Source organism: Undibacterium sp. Di26W, from assembly GCF_049340265.1.
Taxonomy (GTDB): Bacteria; Pseudomonadota; Gammaproteobacteria; order Burkholderiales; family Burkholderiaceae_D; genus Undibacterium.
This window is the reverse complement of record NZ_JBMPOR010000025.1, coordinates 79,073-101,736: the sequence shown is the minus strand read 5'-3', so window position 1 is coordinate 101,736 and position 22,664 is coordinate 79,073. Positions and strand designations below refer to the sequence as shown.

Sequence of the window (22,664 nt, the reverse complement as noted above, 5' to 3'; positions counted from 1 at the left end):
TCTTCGCCATTGCCAGGCTCAACATACGTGCGATTACGCTCCGCTAATCTCACCTACGTACTCTCATAGTGCAACGCGGCTAGCACAGTTTTGCGTAAGTCCTGATTCTTTGTGACAGCAGTGGCAGAATTACTTGAATGCTACGTGAAAGCCATCATTTGTGCACCATACTCTGTGCCTTGGGTAGCTGACACAATAGTCCAGTGTATGGTGTCATCGGTAGCCAGGCGACCGGCGATTTTTACCAGTTCACCTTCCTTGAAAGCCGGATTGGCGGCCAAGTAAGCATTGACTGCCGCAGTGGCCACTACATTCGCCGCCAGCGCCTCATTCTCCGTCACCAGCGCAATACCCGAAGCCGACAACGCCATGCTCGACATGGTGCGGGCAAACCGACGGCGATTGCCAGTGGATATTGAAATAGTCAAATTTGTCATGCAATCCTCTTCGTATCTTCGTATTAACCGGGGCCGCCCCTTGGCCACTCTGGGTCACCCTGGGCCACTCTGGATATACGGCAACATTCCCGAATCGGATTCACATTTTTTTGCATTTTGAGAGATGCAGGGTTGTGCATCTTTATTTTCCCTGGAAATAGTGCGTCAAGGCATTACGGTAAGCAGCACGTAGTTTTAACTATTAATTAACATTGCTATATTATCTTTTGGATAATATTATTATCAAATAAGGATATAAGAATTTCAACTAAGGGAAATGTAAGATCCCTTTCGGTTGTCGAAGAAAAATATCCACACGTCCTATTTCTGCTGGACTTTTACAGCAAGCTTTTGGTTCTTTAAATGGCAGCCTGTAACTAGGCTTGCTGGTTTGGCTCTGCTACAGAATTTCAATAACAAGACAGATTTTTCTAAACGGAAAAAAATCTACTTGCCCCATTGCATTGAAAAATAGTTGCATGAAGCAATGCAATTTTTAAAGCATGACTGCTTCTGCGTTTTGATGTGGTGCGCTGCGATAGCGGTGATATCCATTTTCAAAAAATCGCAATACCGCAATACCGTAATACGTGCATCCCTCTGTTGTTTCTCGACCGGTATTTCACACTTATTTCACACTTATTTCACGCTTATTTCACACTTATCCCGCACTTATTTCACACTTATTTCACCCTTAGAAGGAGCCAGAACGACATGGAATCTGAAAATGAAGTTGAGCAATTGCGAGTTGACATAGAACAATTAAGCTCTGTTGTTGATCGCTTGCACGCGTCAAGCTGTCCAGTCAGTCATGCTGTGCAACAGTGCCATTGCCCTGTGAGCAAATGCAGTGCCTGCGGCCCGGTTTCCCCTTTTGTACCCGACTACAACATTCCCTTACTCGCGCCCGGCGGCGGCGATCACAACCCCGCGATGTTGCAAAACCTGGGGCCGCTGGCAGGCTTGATTGGCACCTGGGTAAGCCCCAAAACCAATGGCTTTAACGTCATGCCGATACCACAGGCGACAGCGCCGAATGGTTTTATCCTGAAGAATGTTTTTTATTATGAAGTGATGACCTTCAGCGCATTACAAGGAAAAGTCTCCAATCGTGGCGGTACGGATGAGCAAGACAGCTACACCTTATTCTACGAGCAGCGCGTATTTTTCTCTGACGGGGTGCAGGCAAATACCCTGGTGCATGCAGAAAACGGTGCCTGGCTTAATTTGATCACGGCCCAGCAAGGTCAGGGACCGCTCGATACGCAACCCTATATCCCCAGTCCGCCTGCACCTGATCCCATTCCACCACAAAACCCGGCACGACAAATCATTAAACAGGTTTCTGTACCGCATGGAAATTCCATCCTGGCGATGGGCGATGTAACGATCATTGATGGTGCGCCTGACATTCCCGACGTCAGCACCTTACCGATTGATGCACCGCTTGCTTTTAATGCGCCGTATGGCACGGACATTCCAAACAATCCCAACATCAATCCGAACATCGTTTTGCAAGATGCCCTGGCGGCACTGTCCCAGCAAGGCCTTACTGTATTGCGCACCCACAAGCTCAATGTGGATACGAACAATAACGGTGGCATTACCAATAATCCCTTCATTGCAGACCATAACAACGTGACGCAATTCAGGCATACCGTGTGGCTGGAAGAATTATCCAACGGGCAGTTGATGTTGCAATATTCGCAGAATATCAGCCTGCAGTTACACCTGGCTGATGGCCAGTCTTATGTGTTCCCGCATATCACTGCCAACAGCCTGAGCAAAGTCCAATAGTTGATTCGTTGTAGTAGCAACAGCGTTAATGGAGCGAAATGATGCAGCTAAAGACGATGCTTCAAGCGCTGGTCGGTATCTCCCGCCATTCATGGCATAGGTTGTCTTATCAACATCCATTGGCTCACGCCAATATTTCAGGAAGAGAAATCATGAGCGATAACATTCAAGAGCTTCAATTGCAACTCACCGAATTGACATCAAAAGTCAAGGCGCTGGAAGAAACACTTAGCAGCAATGCTGCTCCCGTATTCAAATGTGACACCTGCATGAAATGTACGCCTTGCGTTTTGCATTGTGTGCCATGCATCACACTTTGTGTGCATTGCCTGCATTGCTACTATTGCTTACCGTGCGTCAATTTTTGTGTAGCGTGCCAACCGGACCCATCGCAGTTCCAATCCTCCAACGCGCTTTGCGCACAGTGCACACACTGTACTCCTTGTACATTGTGTGTCCAGTGCGTGCAGTGCGTACAGTGTATTCCTTGTACTCTGTGCATACAGTGTGTGCACTGTACCCCTTGTACTTTGTGCGTGCAGTGTAGCAATTGTGCACCATGCTTTCAATGTACTGCCTGCCAGCCAGCGGCGCAATTTCAAACTTCGAACGTAGTGTGTGCGGTGTGTCATCCTACCCAGCAATGTTTCTGTTGCCAGCCAACGACGCAGTGTCAAACCGCGAATGTAGTGTGTGCCGTGTGTCACCCGACGGCGCAATGTTATTGCTGCCAACCATGCACCCTCTGCACTCCATGTACACCGTGCACCCCCTGTGCTACCGGGTATCAGTGTGTCGCCTGCCAGCCAACAGCGCAATGCCAGACCGCGAATGTTGTCTGCGCGGTGTGCCAGCCTACGCAATGTAGTCCGGTAATTATGTGTGTGCTGAGTGCGACCAGTAGTAGTTAGCAGGTAGCGGCAGGAGGATAGTAGCAAGCGGATAGTGGCAGATGTATGCCACTATCCGCAGTAAGATCGTCAACAGGTTTTAAGTTCTAATAGGTTCTAAGTCCTAATAGTTAGTTATCGACACAACCATTTTGATTAAAGAGTGACGTCCCATGATGAAGAAACTTCAATTATCTCCCGCTGCCACGATCACGCCTAATGCACAAGGGGTGCTATTGCAATCTGATCTGGGCGATTTTCAATTGCATGGTAAAGACGTCCGCGATTTTGTGAGCAATATCTGTCCGCTATTGCAGGGCCAATATAGTCAAACTGAACTATGCGCCCAACTTCCTGGCTATGCCGATGCCAGCATCATTGCGGTAGTCGATTTACTCAAGAAGCATGGCCTGCTGGAAGAAATTGACGAGGGCAATCAGTTTATGCCCCCGTGGTCACCGCACGAACGTTTCCTCAAAGCCTGGCAGCATCCAGGTAAAAAATCGACAGAAGATCTCGGCCAGGCCAGGCTGCTGGTGATTGGCCTGGAACCCTGGTCAGTCAAAATGATAGACGAACTGGCCAACGCCGGCATCGGTCACTTGCACCTGCTGGATAACGAATCCCTGACCAAAGACGATGTGCTTTGCCATCGGCCATTTGGGCAAGAGCATATAGGACAGTCGCGTGCCGACGTGTTGCAGACCGTACTGGCGCAACAAGCACCATGGTGCAACGTCACCACAGGTCGCCTGGCCCTTGATGAAAAGAAGCAGTTGACTGTAGCCGGTGAAGGCGAATGGGATCTGGTGATAGTCAGCCTCAGTAAAGAGGCGCAATTCTGGTTGCACAAGGCATCAGCATATATCGATGCCGGCGGCTACCAAGCCTTGTTTGGCTGCCTTGATGGTCTTGAATCCTGGATAGGCCCATGGGTCATCCCCAACCAGACCAGTTGCTGGAACTGCCTGCGCTTGCGCCGCCTGGGTACCGCACACCAGCCCTCAATGGCGCACGAACTGGATAAAGTGGCGACCGATAGCCAGCAAACCAGTCGCGCCCGCACATTACTAAGCCCGATGGCGGTAATGGTTGGGCAGCAAATGTCGATGGAAGTGCTGAAGTTATTACTGCGCTATACCACGTCTACCCTGGATGGCCAGGTAAGGGTACAAAACCTGGTCACAGGTGAAAGTGAACAACACAAAATCATTCCCATGCCGTGGTGTGAAATTTGCGGTCATCAACATGAACATCAACATGAGCATCAGGATCAGCCACGCATCCCTGCAACAGCAGTCGGCCATCTGCCGCAATTCGGCGCCATGAGCGCGGTGGCCTCGTATGAACAGGCGGGCAACAATCCACTTAATCACATCTCCACAGTTGAACAGCTAAAAAAATTATTGGCAGGCTGGATCGATCCTGTCACCGGAATTATCCGTCAATTGAGTGGCCACGCATTACATCTGCCTGATTTTCCGGTCACCGCGTCGGCGGGGATGTCGACTTTTTCCGCCGGCAAATTCGACCCCCGCAGCATGGGGCAGGTTGGTTCAGGAAAAGGGCTGGATGAAGTATCTGCCCACATCAGCGCCATTGGCGAAGCGATAGAGCGCTATTCTGCCGCACGCTACACCATGCGCGATTTCAAGTACGCCAACGTCAATGAATTAAATGGCGATTATGTCGATCCAGAAAAACTGGTCTTGTACTCGAAACGCCAATACAGCACACCTAATTTCCCTTTTTCTCAGTGGCGTGCCAAACAAAAAATTCATTGGACGAAGGGGCATTGGCTGGGTTTGCAAAAATCGGTATGGGTGCCTGCTCTGGTCAGTTATTTCAACTTCAGCTCACCTTATGAAGAACAGTTCAGCCAGGTATCGTCCAATGGCCTGGCTGCCGGACAAAACAACGATGATGCAGCCATTCGCGCCACGTATGAATTGATAGAACGTGACGCCATGATGCTGACCTGGTACGCCCAGTTGCCTTGCCAGCGCCTGAGTCTGGATAGCCAGTATCACGGAAAAATGCGCCTCATGATCGATGATTTGACCGGGCGCGGCATACAGCTGGAATTGTATCTGCTGGATGTCGGCATACATGTGCCTACCGTGGTGTGCCTGGGTCTGGGCGATGGCGTTGGCACGCCCGCAATATCAGTCGCACTGGCCACCCACGGTGACATTCAGGTGGCGATGCGCAAAGCTTTGCTGGAACAGGGGCATGTGATGCCATACCTATGTCACTTGATGAGGAACGGGCACAAGATTCCCCAGCAAGTACACGAGGTACAAACGCTGGAAGACCATGCCGCTTACTACTTTTCCAGCAATAAACTGGGGGCGTTCGACTTCATGCGCCAACCTGCCGCCATGGCAATAGATGCCAGCCACTGGTCCTATCCCGACGTCCAGAATGCAGAAGACCTGCGTCAGCGCCTGTTAGCAGCGAATGTCGATGTGGCGATTGTAGATGTCACCGCGCCCGACGTCGCCCTGAGCCCATTCCGGGTGGCGCGTGCAGTGGGCATCCATATGCAGCCCATCCATTTTGGTGAACAGTTCAAGCGCATCGACAACCCCAGGTTACGCAAATTACTGAAAGGCCGTATCGTTAACAATAACCCACACCCGATTGCGTGAAGAGACAGAGCGCAAGATCAATTTGCGCAAGAAAAATTTAAAATAGGACTTACGCAAAATTGTCCCAACAAGGCTAACGCTTTAGGAAACCTCCCTTGCAAGGGAGGTTCGTTAGGTCGGCAGACAATATATTGTCTGAAACCCCGACTACACCGACAGCGACGAAGACAGTACTTTAGTACAGGTTTGGCTAAATGCGGGAGCTACAACGCTTTGGGGCGGTTTTGCGTAAGTCCTATAAAGGAGAATTTGCATGAGAGTACTGGTATGTGGCAGCAACTACGGCGCAACCTATATCCGCGCCCTTGCAGCGAGTCAGGACAATGTCCGGCTGGCAGGCATACTATCCACCGGCAGTGCACGGTCGATGGCTTACGCCCATCAGGCACAAGTCCCGCACTACACGGATGTGGACAGCATCCCGGACGGCAGCATCGATATTGCCTGTGTCGCCGTACCGGGGGAAACCGGCAACCAGTTAAGCCTGGCGCTGCTGTCCAAAGGCATTCATGTGCTGTGTGAGCATCCCATCGGCACAGCGCAAATGAACAAAGCATTCGCCGTTGCAAAAGAATACGGACGCCTGTTCCAGGTCAATGCCCATTTTGCCGATCTGCTGGCACCTCAGGCTTTCTATAACGGGCTATCCGTTGCGAAGCACATGGGGCCACCCCTGCATTTTGATCTGGCAGTCAACCTCAGAACCCTGTATTCCAGCCTAGACATAGTGGGCCGCGCCCTTGGCTCACTGGCAGACATCCAAGTCATAGCGCCACCTGCAACGGGCGACAGTCCTCCCATGTTTGCCAGCCTGCTGCTGGTCAGCCCCACGCTGCATATTTCTTTGTTTTGCCAAAATTTCGCTTCCGCCGCCGATGACGGCACAGCCACCTTGCTCAACCACCGCTGCAGTGCCACCTTCGCCCATGGCAACCTGTTGCTGGCAGAAACTAACGGGCCAGTCATATGGTTCCCATCCCCCGTATCGATGCCCATACAACAGTGGCGTAACTATTTGCCCGTCGACATGAACCAAATCGATGCCCATGCACTGCAGCAGCAACGCGACCACGCCAATCGCACCGTGATCAACCAAATGGTGGCAGCAATTCACGGGCAGGCACAAACTGCACATCAACAGCCAACGCATCAACAGCCAACGCATCAACAGCCCGAATACCTGCTGGCGCTGGCCAGTGTGTGGGAACAAGTCTTACAAGCACTGCAACCAGCCTTCGACCAAGAGACAGCGTGAACAGAAACAGGTAGGTGACCGGCATGTCGTTGCCACCAAGTGCGATGCTGTCGTCACCCGGCGGAAACAGGGAGCAGTGCTGCGTATCAAGCCCCAGCCTGCTATCATCCGGGGTCACCAAGGAATAAAGCAATGAACGAACAACACCCACCCCGCACCCTGAACGGCATCACCCTGGAAAAAATCCTGGAGCAACTTGTCGCCCATTATGGCTGGGAAAAAATGGGCCAACTCATAGACATCAACTGCTTCACCAGCGACCCCAGCATCAAATCCAGCCTGAAATTTTTACGCAAAACACCGTGGGCACGGGCGAGGGTGGAGGAGTTGTTTCTTGATATGCCGTGATGGCTGGTATCAGGGCAGTCTGTTTAGCGTCTGTTTACATTGTGCATCAAACAGTTACTCAATTTTATAAGATCTCATACGTATATAAGGCCCACTGCCATTCTCATTGATTGGATAAATGATTTTTTTGGCAATATCCTGTTGCTCAAAACCCGTTAGTTTTGTATTGATGAATATCTGTGACGGTTGTCCACAATTGTCCCTGCTAACCCTATGGTATATTCCTCAATAAAGAGAATGAAAAAAATAATATCCAATGCTTAGGGCGCATATAAATATGAAGGTCGCGCCGACATCCCCGGTAAAACATGATCAGTCAAACACAATCAGCTAGTGTCACCGGAGTCAAAACGAAGGGAATATCACTGACAGGCTCGGTTCTTGGGTTTGTCATTCTCGTTTGTCTGTCCCTGGTATTAATGGATGGCTGGCGTAGTTGGGCTGCCAGAAAAAATCAACTGAGCGAAGCGCAAATTTCCACTGCCAACATGGCCCGTGCCATCACTCAGCATGCTGACGATACGATTAAAGGGGCAGATACGGCGCTGTTAGGTATCGTTGAACGCATTGAGACAGACGGCGTTAGCTCTGCTGCCTTAGCACGACTGCATAAATTGTTGGTGCGCAGGACAACAGAATTATCTCAACTCAAAGGCTTGTTTGTCTACGACGAAACCGGACGATGGTTAGTGAATTCTTTGCCGACTACACCAGAGAAGGTCAATAATTCAGATCGGGATTATTTTATTCATCATCGCTCCCATCAGGAAAGTAAGCCATATATTGGAATACCTGTCCGCAGTCGTTCAAGTGGTGCCTGGATTATGACCGTATCACGCCGCATCAATCATGCAGACGGTAGCTTTGCCGGTGTCGCCCTGGCAACGATAGATATTGATTATTTCAATAAATTCTATAACAGCTTCAATCTTGGTGAAAATGGCGCGATTGTTCTGGTAATGGAGCGAGGTATTATGCTGACTCGCCGACCTTTGTTACCAGACTCCATCGGCAAGAGTATGCTGACGACGACTGTCTACAAGGAAAGCATCGTCAAGAGATCAGGGTCATTCACTGTCAATTCCGCGCAGGACGGTGTAAAACGACTGAACAGCTTTCGGCACTTAGATAAATACCCTTTGTTTGCCTCTGCGGCTTTGTCCGAAAATGAAATTCTTTCGGAATGGCTCGCCGACACCTATTTACATTCTACCGGTGTAGGGATACTCGTCATTGTTCTTGGTTTGGTCGGGTTTTACCTCACAGGTCAAATCAAGTTGCGCCTGAATGCTGAAGCAGAGAGTGCGGCTGCACGAGATGCAATGCTCAGCCTGAATCTGACTCTTGAGCGATTGTCATTACAGGATGCACTCACCGAAATGGCAAACAGACGTAATTTTGACGTCACGCTAGAAGAAGAATTTAATCGGGCAATCCGAAATTCGAGTTTTCTCGCCATGATCATGTTCGATGTGGATCACTTCAAGAGATACAACGATATTTACGGTCATGCGGCAGGAGACGAATGCCTCAGAAAAATAAGCCAGGCAGCCAAAAGCTGTCAAAACCGTGCAGGTGATCTGATCGCCCGTTACGGCGGTGAAGAATTCGCTGTCATCCTTCCAACAACTGACGTGGAAGGGGCAATACTGATCGCCGAGAATATTCGTCTGGCAATTCGCAACCTGGCGATACCACACACTGGCAATGAAGCAGGGGTTGTCACCATCAGTGCAGGGGTAGAAGCAATGATCCCTGTTAGGGAGCTGAACAAGCCCGTGGATTTGATAGAGGCTTCTGACAGGGCGCTTTATGTTGCGAAAAGAAATGGCCGCGACCGTGTTTGTCGTAACGATAACCTCACACAAGCTGCCTAAAGAAAAAATATACCGCCATGATTTGTTTTGAAATTACCATTAATGGCAAGTTCTTATGCCGTGCTGGCGTTGAAAACGCAACGGTAATTTCACCCGGCATCAGCATGTTTGCTGATGCCGGAAAAGCTGCACACCTGCGACTTAGCGCACTGACGGTGCAAGCAGACGGACGCCGCACCCATGTTTCCTGGTTTGATGAGATTGAACTATCTCCGGGAGATGACGTCAGTTTCATCATGCTCGAATCCAATGCGCCTACAGAACCTGTCAAAGTGACGTTGCTGGCGCTTGAAGATTATACGGAAATGCTAGCGTTGCCAGAAGGATTCGAGAACACGCAACCGCCACAGGTTTTGCGGACAGAGGCCGAGTGGTCAGTTGCCGCATTGTTGTGCAGCATCAATGGTGAACAGAAAACCCTCATCAGTGCTATGCCTGGTGACGAGGATATTTCTTGTTCGTTGGTGTGGAGCAATAAAAAGCCAGATTGCTATCGCATTTTTACTGGCTCATTTGGCGACGACAGTGCATCTTCCCATGAACGCAAATGGCTTAGATCTGTGGTTTCTATCCATGATACGCTGACATTGCGCATTATCGCCTAAATCCGGATAACAACTTTATTTTGGTAGATCAGCACGCTTGAACTACTGAACTGACAACGCAGTGTTGATCTACAATTTCGCAACTACTCAACGTTCAAAAGTTCATCTAACTGGTCACGTAAACTACGTGCTGCATCACGGTCTTTTACTTTTAAAACGGCTTCAAGGTATGCCTGTCTTATTGACCTGAAATCATCAATTGTGGATGCACGTTCTACCTTCAGTTGTAGCCAATATCCTCGTATGCCCATTAGACTTTTTATTGTCTCGTTGTAGAACGTATACAACGCTTGGTGCTGCTCAATTTCACTTGTGTTCGGCTTGACAGCCTTTGTGACTGTAATTGGTTCGGTCTTAATTTCTACCTGGATATCAGTCATCAAAGTGGGTTGCAATACTTTTTCTTGCGTCACAATTTCATGAATAAATTCCTGTTCAATCAATTCATGTATATTTTTTTCTGTCAATCCCAAACCGGAGATTTCCTTCTTAATTTCCGCGACTGTTTTCTTGCCATCTATCAGGACAAGCAATGGACGTAATTTCGATATCAAACGGTATTTGCGAGTAACAATTTCTTCTCGACCTTTATCGGATTTGTCGTAAATAACATCATTCATGCTAAACAGGCCCTTTTGCCAATTTATATGATTAAAAGAAAGCTCCTAAGACAGCACTAAGCGAGTGTCAGTTCTGATTTTTTAACACCCGTGCTTCTGCATTTCAAGTAAGTCTTGACGATTTTCAGTTTTGTGATTTCTCGATTGTCGATTCTGCTTCGCAATGGTAAGACTCTGCGTTTGTACATCCATGCTTAGTCGTCGATTTTCATCAGCCATTTCCTTGTGCTTGAATGCTTCTTCGATATGTAACTTTAATTGAAAATTATCCCATGGCTTAGTCAAAAATTGATAAATCGCACCTTTGTTGACGGAGTCGATCACTGCTTGTAGTTCCGTATAACCAGAAAGTATGATGCGAACGGTATCCGGATATTTTTCTTTTGCAATGCAAAAAAAATCGACTCCCGTCATTCCTGGCATGCGCTGATCAGAAACAATAACATCGACCTGGTATTGAGCCAGCAAATCTAGCCCAGCCTGCCCACTGCTTGCGGTTAAAATTATGCAATTCTCTGCTCGCAATGTACGCTTTAAGGTAGAAAGTACATTTAATTCATCGTCTACCAACAGTAGGGTTCGTACGTGTTTGGAGAAATGTAAAAGATGATCTGGAAGCCGTTGTTTTTTCTTTAGCAAGACCTCAATTTCGTCCTTTGGCAATCCTTTAGAAAAGAAAAAACCTTGGATTTCGTCACATAAATGCGTTCGAAGAAAATCACACTGAGTTTCAGCTTCCACTCCCTCTGCAATCACTTGTATTCCCAAGCTGTGCGACAGGGAGATAATCGCTTTGACAATCGCAGCATCATCCTCCTTGTTAATGTCGCGTACAAAGGATTGATCAATTTTAAGTACATCAACCGGAAAACGTTTCAAGTATGATAAGCTTGAATATCCAGTTCCAAAATCATCGATAGACAGTTGCACTCCGAGTGCTTTCAAACCCTGTAAAATTTCAATGGATCGTTCGACGTTTGTCATGACCAAACTTTCAGTCAGTTCAATTTCAAGACGCTCAGGATCAAGACCGGTTTCTTTTAAAACCGTGGCGATGAATTCCAATAAATCTGGTTGGGAAAACTGACGCACTGATAAATTAACTGCAATACGGAAGTTTCCATAACCATTTTCTTGCCATGCCTTACATTGCACGCATGCGGTACGGATAACCCAAGCCCCGATAGGGACGATTAGGCCAGTTTCCTCGGCGGCCCCAATAAAGTGACCGGGTGAAGTAATGCCAATTCCTGGCTGATTCCAGCGAATCAATGCTTCCATTCCAACAATATGTCCGGTCCGTAAATCCACCTGCGGTTGATAGTGTAAAACAAATTCTTCACGCTCCAGGGCAAGCCTGAGCTTACTTTGAATATTTAACCTTTGATGTATTCGCGCACTCAGATCAGAGGTATAAAACTGAAAATTATTATGTCCCAATTGTTTTGCACTACTCATTGCTGCACTGGCATTTTTGAGTAAAATTTCTGCATCGCTGCCGTCATGTGGATAAAGACTCACACCTATGCTGCATGTCATTTGCAGTTCCTGTTCCGCCAACAAAAAGGTTTTTGAAACAGATATGAGAATTCTCTGCAAAATATCTGTTATCTGCGGATAGCTGGAGTCTATCTCATCCAGTTTTGACTGAGCCTGTTTAGTCGGAAGTGATTCCACATTTGGTTCAATGAGAACGAGTGCAAACTCATCGGCCCCCAGACGGGCTACCGTGTCGCTTGCTCGGACAGCGTTAGCGAGTCGTTCGGCGGTGATACGCAGTATTTCATTGCCAATCTCGTAACCCAGGCTGTCGTTTATTGTTTTGAAAAAATCCAAACCAAGTACCAACACCGCGACAACTTGTGTACGCCGATTTGCGCCGGTCAATGCATGCTTCAGCCGGTCGCTGAAAAGGCGACGGCTAACCAGTCCAGTTAATGCGTCATAATTGGTCAAATATTCCAATTGCGATTCAGTCGCTCGCCGGACTTCAAGTTCGGCGGCCAACGCACGATTTTGTTCCAGCATTTCTTGAGAGGTTAAATCAAGTGACCGCTCAGTCATTATCCTATCTGTGTCAGCCTGATGATAGGTGTCATTAATTGCTTGAATGAAACTGTCTAACTCATGGGACGGTACTACCCCATCACCAAAGAATCGCCTGATTTGACGTTGAAGCAAACTATGCATGAGTCAAGTCTCATTAAAGATTATTGTCGCCATCGCCTGAATCGGCGATTCGCAAGTGTTTCCGGTCATGTGCAGAGAAATGTCAACATGGGAATAAAATCCGGCAAACACGGCGCTCCTTCCTAATGCTTCTCGTACGACTTCAATTTTTTCATTGATTCGCTACTTGAGTACTAATTTTTAATCAATACCGTTGACTAATCAACACCTACTGTTCTGAATCGGCTGGTAAATAGAGGCGTAATTTTTCCTGCGCCATTAAATATGGATGACGGACAGTTCGTGTTCTCCTGTTTGCATTTTGATATAAAAAATTCAGGTGAAATTTTTATGCCAAGGCTTATTTACTTTTTATTATAAGCATCAAAACAGAAATTTTCTGTAAGGGAAGTGTTGTAAATGGTTAAATACGTTTACCTTGAGTTAGTGGGTCCTCAACAGCGCTTCTTTGTACTGTCAAATTTGCTGTCATTTCTAGTCGAATGCGTTAAATAGGGTGTGCTGACTTTTCCATAACAGAGTGGGTACCCAAGCGATTTTCAGAATTGCTTGAATGATGTTGGTCACACCCTGATGCCCAGCATCAGGACCCATCAACTCAAACAAAACTCAGCGGCACACATTCCTCCATCAGTGGGGCGTCTATCATGCCGGTGCTGAGCAGGTTGCAGTAGGCGCAGGCGACGGGGATGTCGCTGCCGCCGGGTGGGGTGGTGTCGTTGCTGGGTGGGGCCAGGTTGGCGGCGGTTTGTGCCTGTGCCAGGGTGTAGGGTGTGGCGGGTGTGCATGGCAGGGACAGGGCACTGAGCTGGCTGCCATAGCTCATCAGGTAGCCGACGGCGGCGGCACCGGTGCGGTTGACGCCAGAATCGCAGTGGATGTAGATGATGGCATTGCTGATGCTGCGCAGTGTTGCTGGTGGATGGGGCAGGTTTGCCACATTGCCGTTCAGTGCATGGTAGATGGCGCTGATCAGGCCGGTATAGTTGAAGTCGGTCTGGTCGGCCCCGATGGAACTGCCGGGTGATACCGGCCAGGCACCGCCTTCTGTGGTGGGCGGTGTGCCGCCTATGGCTTGTATGGGCCAGTACACCATCATCCCCGGGTTGTTGGAAATGGCAGAGGGGATGTAGACGGGGTAGGGGCCGGATTCGCCATTCAGTGCGGGCGGCTTGCTGGTGAACCAGCTCAGTTCGGTATCGACGATGCCCTGGTCTTTACTCTCTGGCGCAAAGCCGATGAGGCAGAAATCAATGACGGATGGATTGCTGGCCAGGCGGATGCCGGCTGTTTTTGCCGCTGCAAAATGGGGGTCTTGTGTGATGGCCTGTGTTAAATCTGCGATGGTAAAGCCTGGTGTACCGAAACAGGCGCTGCCACGGATCAGCACATTGTTGTTGCCGATGTCATAGTCAAGCAGGCGCACTGAACCTGTTATGAAGCTGCCATTGCCATTGCCATTGCCATGCGTGCTTTCTAATTCCCGTTCCATTACGCTTTCCATTCTTATCCTCGCTATTTGATGGTTGATGAAATCTATGCGCCTGGCCGTCCTGTGCATGGGCACGGGCAAAATACGGCTGTTGTCAGCTTCACCTATCAAATTGCGTGCCAGATATTTTTACGGGAAACAGACTGGTTTTTACCGTTGTTGGCGTGAAATAAACTGTTTTTTTACATGCGGGGGCATGCGTTGACATGTCAAGCGCGGGCTTTTACATGAGGGAAAGGGGAAGGGGGCTGGCGCTAATCCTGGTATTTCTCGAACAGCTTCACCAGCACGCCCAGGCTGTCGAGCTGGGCGATGGCGGCGCGCAGTTTTCTGGCATCGTCGGCAGCGACGGTCTTTGACACCAGCATGTAGAACTGTTCTTTCAGCATGACCTTGGGTAGCAGCTTGACCTTGCCTTCCAGGCCCGCTTTGCGGATTTCGGTGACGATGCCGGGGGAGCGATGGCAATAAAAGCGACCACGGTTGGCCAGCAGTTTGTTGAGATTCGATTTGGATGAGACAGCGCTTGAATCCACCAGCAGGCCACCCATGCCGCGAAGGATATCGCTGATGGCAAAATTGTGCATGGACAGGATGAGGCCTTCATTGCCCAGCTTGCGGATGTCATCCCAGTCATTGACCTTGACGTCGTCATCGGCGCGCACCACCAGCAGGTAATTGACGGAAAACAAAGGCGTACTTATATAGTCGTATTTGAGCGCGCGTTCTTTGGTGTACAGCAAACCGCAGATGACATCGTCCGGCCCACCATAGATGCGTGCCAGCGGCAGCGGGGTTTGGTCGCCAACGAATTTAAGACCGGGTTCTATGGCTTCGATGGCACGTAGGACATCCACGCAAAAACCACCTATGACCGTTTTTCCGCCTTCTTGTCTGACGACGAATTTGGGCTCGGATGATTCTTGCGCGGCAGTCCGTAATATGCTTTGCGCGCTGGCCGGGGGGAAGGTAAACAGGATGAGGGCTGCGAGCAGCAGAAGTAGTCGTTCCCCGGCAAAATCGGCTAGGCGATGCACGTGGTCTCCCCAGTTTGGCCTGATCTGGATGACGCAGTGCAAAAACACTCGCCTGCGGCAGTTTTTTTGCATTGTACTACCGCAACAGCGATACGTCGCGGATCAAGTGTTTATCTTGCAATGTGTTGCAAACGCGTGCAGCAGGGCCAGGATCAAGGACCAAGATCGGGAACAAGGCCAAAGAGGGGGCTGGTCCTGGCACTGCTTAAGCCATCGTCAGACCGTCCAGCCCAGGTATTCAATGCCGTTTTGTATCGCCGCGATGACCAGTGCCTGGTTTTCGGTACTTTCACAAAAGCTGGCCAGGGCACCGGCGGCGCTGATCTTGCCGGTGTCGATAGAATTAAGCCAATAATCAAAACCGGCTTTGTCCGGTGTGCGGTGCAGCACGTTCTGGTAAAAATTGGTGATCAGCGTTGTGCTGCTGGGGATTTTTCCATACAGCTTTTGAAACTCTGGCGATGAAAAAAAGCTAGCCGCCACCGTGGTCAGGCTGGAACCGTTTTCCATGTCGTTGATCCAGTAACCCAGACCGGCGAGGTCGGGTTTGCGATCAAAGGCTGCCTGGTATAACCGGTAAGCCTGGCCAGCAATGCCTGCTGTTTCAAATGACAAATAATGGTCGTCAAACTTGACCAGTTCAACATTCATGAGAAGATCCGTGCCTTCGGTACCCGTCTTGTCCTTGACGATGTAGCTATTGCCGGATTTGGTGACGGTATAGTTGCTGATATTGCCGGCGCACATCACCAGGTCATTGCCGTCGGCACCATCTATGGTGTCATTGCCGTTGCTGCCGGACATCAGGTTACTGTAGGAGTTACCGGTGATGGTGGTGCCGGTATTGCCATAGATGCGAATGTTTTCCACAAAGGCAAAGGCGGCCAGCGAGGTATTGAAATCTACCCAGACGGTATCTACGCCTTCGCCACTATTTTCATAGACCTTGTCTGCATTGGTATCAAGGACGTAGATGTCATCGCCAGTGCCGCCGACGAAGGCATCGTTGCCACCACGTAAGCTGACTTCCCAGTCGAAGGTATCATTCCCCGCGCCGCCAAACAGGGTGTCGTTGCCAGCGCCACCTTCAATGCTGTCGTTGCCGTCGCCGCCATTGATGTTGTCATTGCCACCGCCGCCGTCAATCACATCATTGCCACCACCGGCAGAAATGATATTGGCAAGATCATTGCCAAGGATGACGTCGGCGCTGGCCGACCCAATGGCGTTTTCATATTCGCCATAGAGCCAGCGCAGGCTGACCGGTTCACCACCATTGAGTATGGTGTTGACGCCGTCATACAAACTCATCGCCACACCTACCAGATGGTCAGCACCGGTGATGGTGGTCCCCATGTGGAAGTAGGCACCATTGCTGTACAGCGACAGGTCTATCGTATCAATGCCACCTTTATCGAAATAAGTGCGATAACCATCTGTGCCCACCAACAGCGTGTCGTTCGTGACTCCACTGGTGCCACGGCCTTCACCATAAGCCTGTTGCAGCGCAATCACGTCCAGTATCATCGGGGTGTAGGCATGCAAGGTGGAAGAATAGTTCTGGTCATCATAGGACATGATGGTGAAATACTCTTTGTACATGTCCATCGCACTATTGGTCCTGAACCCCAGTTTGTTAAAGCCCAGGTACTGGGTCGCTGCATAATCTGCCCCGATAATGGGTACGCCATTAACGATGTCGGTATGCGGATGGGACAGGCCCAGGGTGTGGCCCAGTTCATGCATCAGTGTCTGGGTACCATGGCTGTTGGGGGCAAACGAATAATCCCCCTGGAATTTCGAGGCGGCTGCGTTCAGGTAGATGTCACCGGCGGCACCGGTATACCCCAGGCCTTTATCCGTACTGCCGCCCGACAGGCCGCTAAAGCTGACATCGGTACGATAAATCCAGTTGATATTGATGTCGGATAGATTGGCCCGGCCTACATCTTCCGGGTTGGCGATGGTACTTGTATTGGTGGTGTCATAATTAACTACTTTGGCAAACGACAGATTGGCAAACTGTGCGTAGACATCTACCGCAAGGTCGATATTATCCAGTTGTGTCGCCGACCAGGCATATTCATTGGGGCCATTGGTATAGATACTTTTGGTGAATAGCGAATAGTCTTTATCCGAATAATAATTGGCATAGCTAAAGTCGTCAGACACGGTCATGCGTATCGTGCCCACCAGGATGTAATTGGGGGCACCAACAGCATCAAAATTGAACATCGCCCTGGTGAAGGGTGTGCTGGGATTGTATGGTAGGTATGTGGCCATGACGGGTGTTTGCTTGTTGTTGTTTGTAATGGCGATGTTTCCGCCTGTCTGTCTGAAAACGGCAGTGGCGGCGTTTTGGTTGACAAGGAAATATCCTTGCGGCTTTTTATCCTCGTCGCATATCCATCATGAAAGGCAATAAACACCAATCGCACTTATGATTTTTATGGATGCCCTGTGTTTATCCCCTCAGCCATGCTTAAATCGCGGCAAAGACAAATTCGTCGCTTTTTACGTTTCTTTTTTACGTTTCTTTACGGTCAGGACCGGTATGCATAAATTGATGGGGCGCGCTGTATGGGGCTTGAGCCTGGCGGGCATGGCGTTTTTTACACCCACTGCAGTGTTTGCTGCGGAGCAGGGCAGTGATGTGCCGGATGGCGTGGTGAATGCGCAGTCTGCCGTGGTATTGAAAAGCCTGGCGGCTTTTCCTGTTGGGGTGGCAGTCAGTGCTGGCGATGAAAGGCGTAGCCTGTTCAAGAAGACGGATCAACAGGCCTTGATCAACCGCCAGTTCAATAGCCTGGTGGCGGCCAACATCATGAAGATGCGTTACCTGCATCCGGCTGAAAACCGGTTTACTTTTGATGATGCCGATGCCCTCGCCAATTATGCCAAAGAACACGGCATGATCTTGCATGGCCATGCGCTGGTATGGCACCCCGACTATCAGGTGCCGGCATGGATGAAAAACTATAGCGGTGATTGGGATGCCATGCTCAACAACCATGTCGAGCAGATAGTCAGGCATTTTGCCGGGCGGGTTGCCAGTTGGGATGTGGCGAATGAAGTCATTGATGAAAAAGTGCCGGCAAGTTACCGGCCATCGCTGTTTTATCAAAAAATGGGCAAATCGTATATAGAAAAAGCCTTCATCGCGGCGCATGCAGCCGACCCGGCTGCCGATCTGTATTACAACGACTTTAATACCGAATCGGTGCAATCCAAGCTCGATTTCATGCTGGGCATGATCGATGATTTCAAGGCGCGGCAGATTCCTATCCACGGCATCGGTTTTCAGATGCATGTGGATGTGGACTACCCCAGCATTGCGCAAATCCGCAAATCCTTCAAGGCAGTGGCCGACCGTGGCCTGAAGGTGAGGATTTCTGAACTGGATGTGGCGGTGAACAAGCACAAAAATCTTACATCCCTGACGCCTGCCGTGGCCATGGCGCAAAAAGCCCGCTACAAGGAAATCGTCACGGCGTATCTGGAAGAAGTACCTGCCGCACAGCGCGGCGGCATTACCTTCTGGGGTGTGATCGATGGTGAGACCTGGCTCAGCAGTTTTCACAAACGGGCAGAATGGCCTTTGTTGTTCAAGGATGATTACACCACCAAGCCAGCCTTTGATGGTGTAGTTGAAGCCCTGACAGGCAAATAGAAACGATCGACGTGTTCAGTCTCCTTTGCGAAACCGTAAGCTGAGCACAAGCGGTACGGCGATCGCATAGACTACCACCACAGATAGCCAGATCGCCCCTGGCCATTGCTCGCGGACGACGAAGTAAAAGGTTGAGAATGCCAGCGGGGCGATGATTGATGCCAGGCTGACGACCGATGCCAGCACGCCCTGAAACTGGCCCTGCTGGTTTTCGTCGACAAGGCGGGTAGCAAGGGACTGCAATGCCGGGACGCCGATACCGCCAAGTACAAACACCGGCATGACCGCAAACACCACCCAGCCTTGCCTGGCAAACGCCATCACCACCAGGGCGATGCATGTGCCTGCGATACCGGTCAGGATGGTGCCGCGTTCACCCAGCAGTTTGACGGCAGGGCCAGGCAGGAAAGCCTGCGCCAGTGACTGGCATACACCATAGGTGCCCAGCGACAGGCCGATCCACAGACCGTTCCAGCGAAACACATCATTACCCCAGAGTGCCCAGCAGGTGCCATACACTTCACCCGTGGCACTCAAGAGAAAAAAGATGATGATGACGGGTGCCAGGTTTTTCATGGCAAATACCGAGCGTAATGGCCGCAGCGGATTCAGTGCTGTCAGGTTCAGCTTCTCATGATTTTCACGACTTGGGGTGCGTGACTCCGGCAAGACAAACAATGCCAGCAACAGATTGCCCGCATTCAGCAGCGCCGCAGCGATGAAGGGCAGCCGCAGCCAGTAATCACCCAGCACACCACCCAGTACCGGGCCGATGATGAAGCCGGCACCAAACACGGCATTGAACAGGCCAAAGCGCCGCGCCCGCTGGTCTTCAGGCGAAATGTCGGTGATATAAGCCATGGCGACTGACATGTTGGCACTGGTCAGGCCGGCAATGGCGCGGCCAAGCAGCAGCATCCAGAGTTGTGGCGCGAAGGCCATCACCACATAGTTGATGGCCGCTCCGGCGAGCGAGATCAGCAGCACAGGCCGACGGCCAAGACGATCACTTAATGCGCCAAGGACGGGTGCGAAGATGAACTGCATCACCGCATACAGCGCAGTCATGATGCCGATATAAGACGCGACGTTGTCGCCATGCGTGACGTCTGCCAGCAGTCGCGGCAGGATAGGAAAGATCAGGCCTATCCCGACGGCATCAAGACCAATGGCAGCGAAGATGACGGTCAGTGCCTTGTTCATAGTTGTTCTCCCGCGTGGCGTGATGTGGCAGGTGCCCACAGGTGATCCGGTAGGGGGATGCGGCCGCCTCCACACATCAGATAAGTGGTGAACGGCAGTCCAGATGGTCTGGTTATTTCAATAACGATATCAATGTTCTTGGTCATATTTCTTAATCATATGGTTAATAATGTACTTAATCTATAAATGTACTTAGTATATGTAAGATATGCTATCATGCGCTGCATGTCAATCCCATCTGATCTTCGATCCCGCAAGCGCCTGGCCATGCGTCAGGGCATTTCCAATGCTGCCACCCTGCTCTTTCAGGAGCGGGGCTTTGATCATGTGACGGTGGATGACATAGCGGCAGCTGCCGATGTGGGGCGGATGACGGTGTTCAATCACTTTCCGCGTAAAGAAGATATGTTCTTTGATCGTGACGAGGAAGGGCGCGAGATGCTGCGCGAAGCCTTGCGCCAGCGTGATCCCCACATCTCGCCGCTGGAGACCTTGCGCCTGCTGGCGCACAGGCTGGTTGCAGAAGAGCGGCCTTATGTCCGGTTTGCTGCCGGAGCGCGCGGCTTTATCTCTGCCGCTAGCCAGGGCTTCATAGAGACGATAGAAGGCAGCGAAACCCTCAAGGCACGTGCCAGGGCGATACGGGACGAGATTGCGCAAGTGATTGCGGTGGCCCTGGCCGAATCCGTCAAGCGAGAACCAGGCGACCCGGATGCTGAGCTGGCCGCCGGTCTGCTGCTGGCAACCTGGACAGTGGCCCTGATCCAGGCGCACCTGTGCTTTCGTCAAAAGCAGGATGCAGACGAAGCGAAAACCATCTTTCTGGCGCTGGTAGACAAGGGCAGCACAGGTATACAGGCTGCCATGGCAGGTACAGCTTACGCCTGAGCGATCAACTTCATCCTGAAGATTAAAGCCGCGTTTTACACCAAGCGGTGAAAAAGCCAATGAAAAAGCCAATGAAAAAGCCAGGAGGTGCCCGTGCTTTTCCCCCTTCATTTTCAGCCCGGCCCAGGTGGTCTCTCAGGGTTTGTCCCCGGGCTTGCTTGCACGTAATCATGATTCACATTGGTGAGTTTCATAATTGTGAATGATCCCGATACCAGCGAGTATACATACCAGCGTATCAATAATGATCAAGGACACCGGCTGCTTGCTTCATGCAGATAGAAGCAAACAGCATTCCGGCCAGGGGCAGACCCGGCCGGAAACTCTAAAGCGAAGAGTACGGTGATCCAAAAAAATCGCTATACGGAGACTATGATGAAAAACACGTCCGGCATATCCTATTTGCCGCATGAATATAAACAAGCTGTGCTGCTGGGCCGCGTATGGCGTGGCGGCAAGATCAACGGGCCTTGCGTGGTCGTCGTGCGCCAGGGCGAAGTGTTCGATATCACAGCCCAGGTACAGACCGTCGCCGATCTGCTGGAAAAAGATCATTTGCTGGAATTTGTCCTGGCCGTCAAAGGTGAATCGCTGGGTGATGTGCAGACCCTGATTGATCAAACCCTGCAGCGCCAGCCAGATTCCACATCCCCCTATTTGCTCGCCCCCTGTGATCTGCAAGCCATCAAGGCCTGCGGCGTGACGTTTGCCGTCAGCCTGCTGGAAAGGGTGATTGAAGAACAGGCCGCAGGTGATGCTTCGGCAGCAGACCGCTTGCGTGCCGCCATGCAAGCCAGCATAGGCACGGATTTGTCACGCATACGCCCCGGTTCTGAAGTGGCCGAAAAGCTGAAGCAGGATTTGATCAGCCGTGGTGCCTGGTCGCAATACATGGAAGTCGGTATTGGTCCTGATGCAGAAGTATTTTCCAAATCCCAGCCCATGTCAGCCGTCGGCTTTGGTGCCGATGTTGGCATACATCCCGATTCCAAATGGAATAACCCGGAGCCTGAAATCGTCCTGGCCGTCAACAGCCGTGCGCAAGTGGTTGGAGCCACCCTGGGTAATGATGTCAATTTACGTGATATAGAAGGGCGCAGCGCCTTATTGCTGGGCAAGGCCAAGGACAATAATGGTTCTTGCGCGATAGGGCCGTTTATCCGCCTGTTTGACAGTCAATTCACGATCGATACCATACGCCAGGCCGAAGTCAGGTTGCTGATTGAAGGGCAGGACGATGATTTCAGGCTGGATGGCGTCAGCATGATGCGCGAAATCAGCCGTGATCCGCTAGATCTGGTCAGCCAGGTCTGTAGCAACACCCACCAGTACCCGGATGGTTTCATGCTGTTCCTGGGCACCATGTTCTCGCCCATCAAGGACAGGGACGCCGCTGGCGGCGGATTTACCCACCATACCGGCGACAGGGTCAGTATTGCCTGTCCGGCTTTAGGTGCTTTGGTGAACCATGTACAGTATAGTGACGCGATTGCCCCCTGGAGCTTTGGGGTACGCGCCCTGTATCGCAACCTGGCCTTGCGTGGAATTGCCCATGGCCTGACCCATGGGCCGGTTGGAGCGGTTGGGGCTGTCGGTGCGGGTGGTTCTGGTGTGCAGCCTGTTTCAGGTGCGCTATGAGCGAAAGTGTGGATAACAGTTTGAGCAAACAGATTCCGGTGGATAGCCATCATTCCAAATCGCACC

The 22,664-nt window shown here is 50.6% G+C and carries 16 protein-coding genes; 9 read left to right on the top strand and 7 right to left on the bottom strand.

Annotated features, from left to right (window positions below; genetic code table 11):
- Positions 1-140: 140 nt before the first annotated feature.
- Positions 141-437, bottom strand: coding sequence for a hypothetical protein (locus tag ACO0LM_RS23805; protein ID WP_423040586.1), 297 nt, complete (start codon positions 435-437; stop codon positions 141-143).
- 837 nt (positions 438-1,274) lie between these two features.
- On the opposite strand from ACO0LM_RS23805, the gene ACO0LM_RS23800 reads away from it, so the two are divergent.
- The 6 genes from ACO0LM_RS23800 (at position 1,275) to ACO0LM_RS23775 (ending at position 9,860) form a co-directional block, all read left to right on the top strand.
- Complete coding sequence (locus ACO0LM_RS23800; RefSeq protein WP_423040584.1) at positions 1,275-2,234, top strand: heme-binding protein; 960 nt, start codon at positions 1,275-1,277, stop codon at positions 2,232-2,234.
- A gap of 1,063 nt (positions 2,235-3,297) precedes the next feature.
- Positions 3,298-5,775: a TOMM precursor leader peptide-binding protein gene (locus ACO0LM_RS23795; RefSeq protein WP_423040582.1), complete on the top strand. Its 2,478-nt coding sequence runs from the start codon at positions 3,298-3,300 to the stop codon at positions 5,773-5,775.
- Between the two features lie 253 nt (positions 5,776-6,028).
- Positions 6,029-7,030 carry a Gfo/Idh/MocA family oxidoreductase gene (locus ACO0LM_RS23790; protein ID WP_423040580.1) on the top strand — a complete coding sequence of 334 codons (1,002 nt, stop codon included), beginning with the start codon at positions 6,029-6,031 and terminating at the stop codon, positions 7,028-7,030.
- Between the two features lie 132 nt (positions 7,031-7,162).
- On the top strand, positions 7,163-7,378 hold the full coding sequence (locus tag ACO0LM_RS23785) for a VF530 family DNA-binding protein (RefSeq protein WP_422984988.1): 216 nt from the start codon (positions 7,163-7,165) through the stop codon (positions 7,376-7,378).
- 308 nt (positions 7,379-7,686) lie between these two features.
- Positions 7,687-9,255 carry a sensor domain-containing diguanylate cyclase gene (locus ACO0LM_RS23780; protein ID WP_423040578.1) on the top strand — a complete coding sequence of 523 codons (1,569 nt, stop codon included), beginning with the start codon at positions 7,687-7,689 and terminating at the stop codon, positions 9,253-9,255.
- A gap of 17 nt (positions 9,256-9,272) precedes the next feature.
- Entirely contained in the window at positions 9,273-9,860 is a 588-nt protein-coding gene (locus tag ACO0LM_RS23775; protein WP_423040576.1) for a hypothetical protein, read from the top strand.
- A gap of 83 nt (positions 9,861-9,943) precedes the next feature.
- Here ACO0LM_RS23775 and ACO0LM_RS23770 read toward each other — a convergent pair whose 3' ends face one another.
- The 5 genes from ACO0LM_RS23770 to ACO0LM_RS23750 all read right to left on the bottom strand — a co-directional run bounded on the left by ACO0LM_RS23770 (position 9,944) and on the right by ACO0LM_RS23750 (position 17,482).
- A complete protein-coding gene (locus tag ACO0LM_RS23770; RefSeq protein WP_423040574.1) occupies positions 9,944-10,480 on the bottom strand; it encodes a hypothetical protein in 537 nt (178 codons plus the stop codon).
- 81 nt (positions 10,481-10,561) lie between these two features.
- The gene (locus ACO0LM_RS23765; RefSeq protein ID WP_423040572.1) at positions 10,562-12,670 is read right to left on the bottom strand and encodes an EAL domain-containing protein; all 2,109 of its coding nucleotides are present in this window, start codon (positions 12,668-12,670) and stop codon (positions 10,562-10,564) included.
- 598 nt (positions 12,671-13,268) lie between these two features.
- On the bottom strand, positions 13,269-14,162 hold the full coding sequence (locus ACO0LM_RS23760) for a hypothetical protein (RefSeq protein WP_423040570.1): 894 nt from the start codon (positions 14,160-14,162) through the stop codon (positions 13,269-13,271).
- 254 nt (positions 14,163-14,416) lie between these two features.
- Positions 14,417-15,199 (bottom strand): substrate-binding periplasmic protein, encoded by a 783-nt coding sequence (locus ACO0LM_RS23755; protein WP_423040568.1) that lies wholly within the window; start codon positions 15,197-15,199, stop codon positions 14,417-14,419.
- A gap of 216 nt (positions 15,200-15,415) precedes the next feature.
- Entirely contained in the window at positions 15,416-17,482 is a 2,067-nt protein-coding gene (locus ACO0LM_RS23750) for a DUF4214 domain-containing protein (RefSeq protein WP_423040566.1), read from the bottom strand.
- A gap of 271 nt (positions 17,483-17,753) precedes the next feature.
- On the opposite strand from ACO0LM_RS23750, the gene ACO0LM_RS23745 reads away from it, so the two are divergent.
- Positions 17,754-18,869, top strand: coding sequence for an endo-1,4-beta-xylanase (locus ACO0LM_RS23745; RefSeq protein ID WP_423040564.1), 1,116 nt, complete (start codon positions 17,754-17,756; stop codon positions 18,867-18,869).
- Positions 18,870-18,884: 15 nt separating this feature from the next.
- Here ACO0LM_RS23745 and ACO0LM_RS23740 read toward each other — a convergent pair whose 3' ends face one another.
- On the bottom strand, positions 18,885-20,072 hold the full coding sequence (locus tag ACO0LM_RS23740) for a TCR/Tet family MFS transporter (protein ID WP_423040562.1): 1,188 nt from the start codon (positions 20,070-20,072) through the stop codon (positions 18,885-18,887).
- A 225-nt stretch (positions 20,073-20,297) separates the two neighbouring features.
- Between ACO0LM_RS23740 and ACO0LM_RS23735 the strand changes: the two genes are divergently transcribed.
- Both ACO0LM_RS23735 and ACO0LM_RS23730 read left to right on the top strand, forming a co-directional pair.
- Positions 20,298-20,960: a TetR/AcrR family transcriptional regulator gene (locus ACO0LM_RS23735; protein WP_423040560.1), complete on the top strand. Its 663-nt coding sequence runs from the start codon at positions 20,298-20,300 to the stop codon at positions 20,958-20,960.
- Positions 20,961-21,335: 375 nt separating this feature from the next.
- Positions 21,336-22,598, top strand: a complete 1,263-nt coding sequence (locus tag ACO0LM_RS23730; protein WP_423040614.1) for a fumarylacetoacetate hydrolase family protein — start codon at positions 21,336-21,338, stop codon at positions 22,596-22,598.
- The last annotated feature ends 66 nt before the right edge of the window (positions 22,599-22,664 follow it).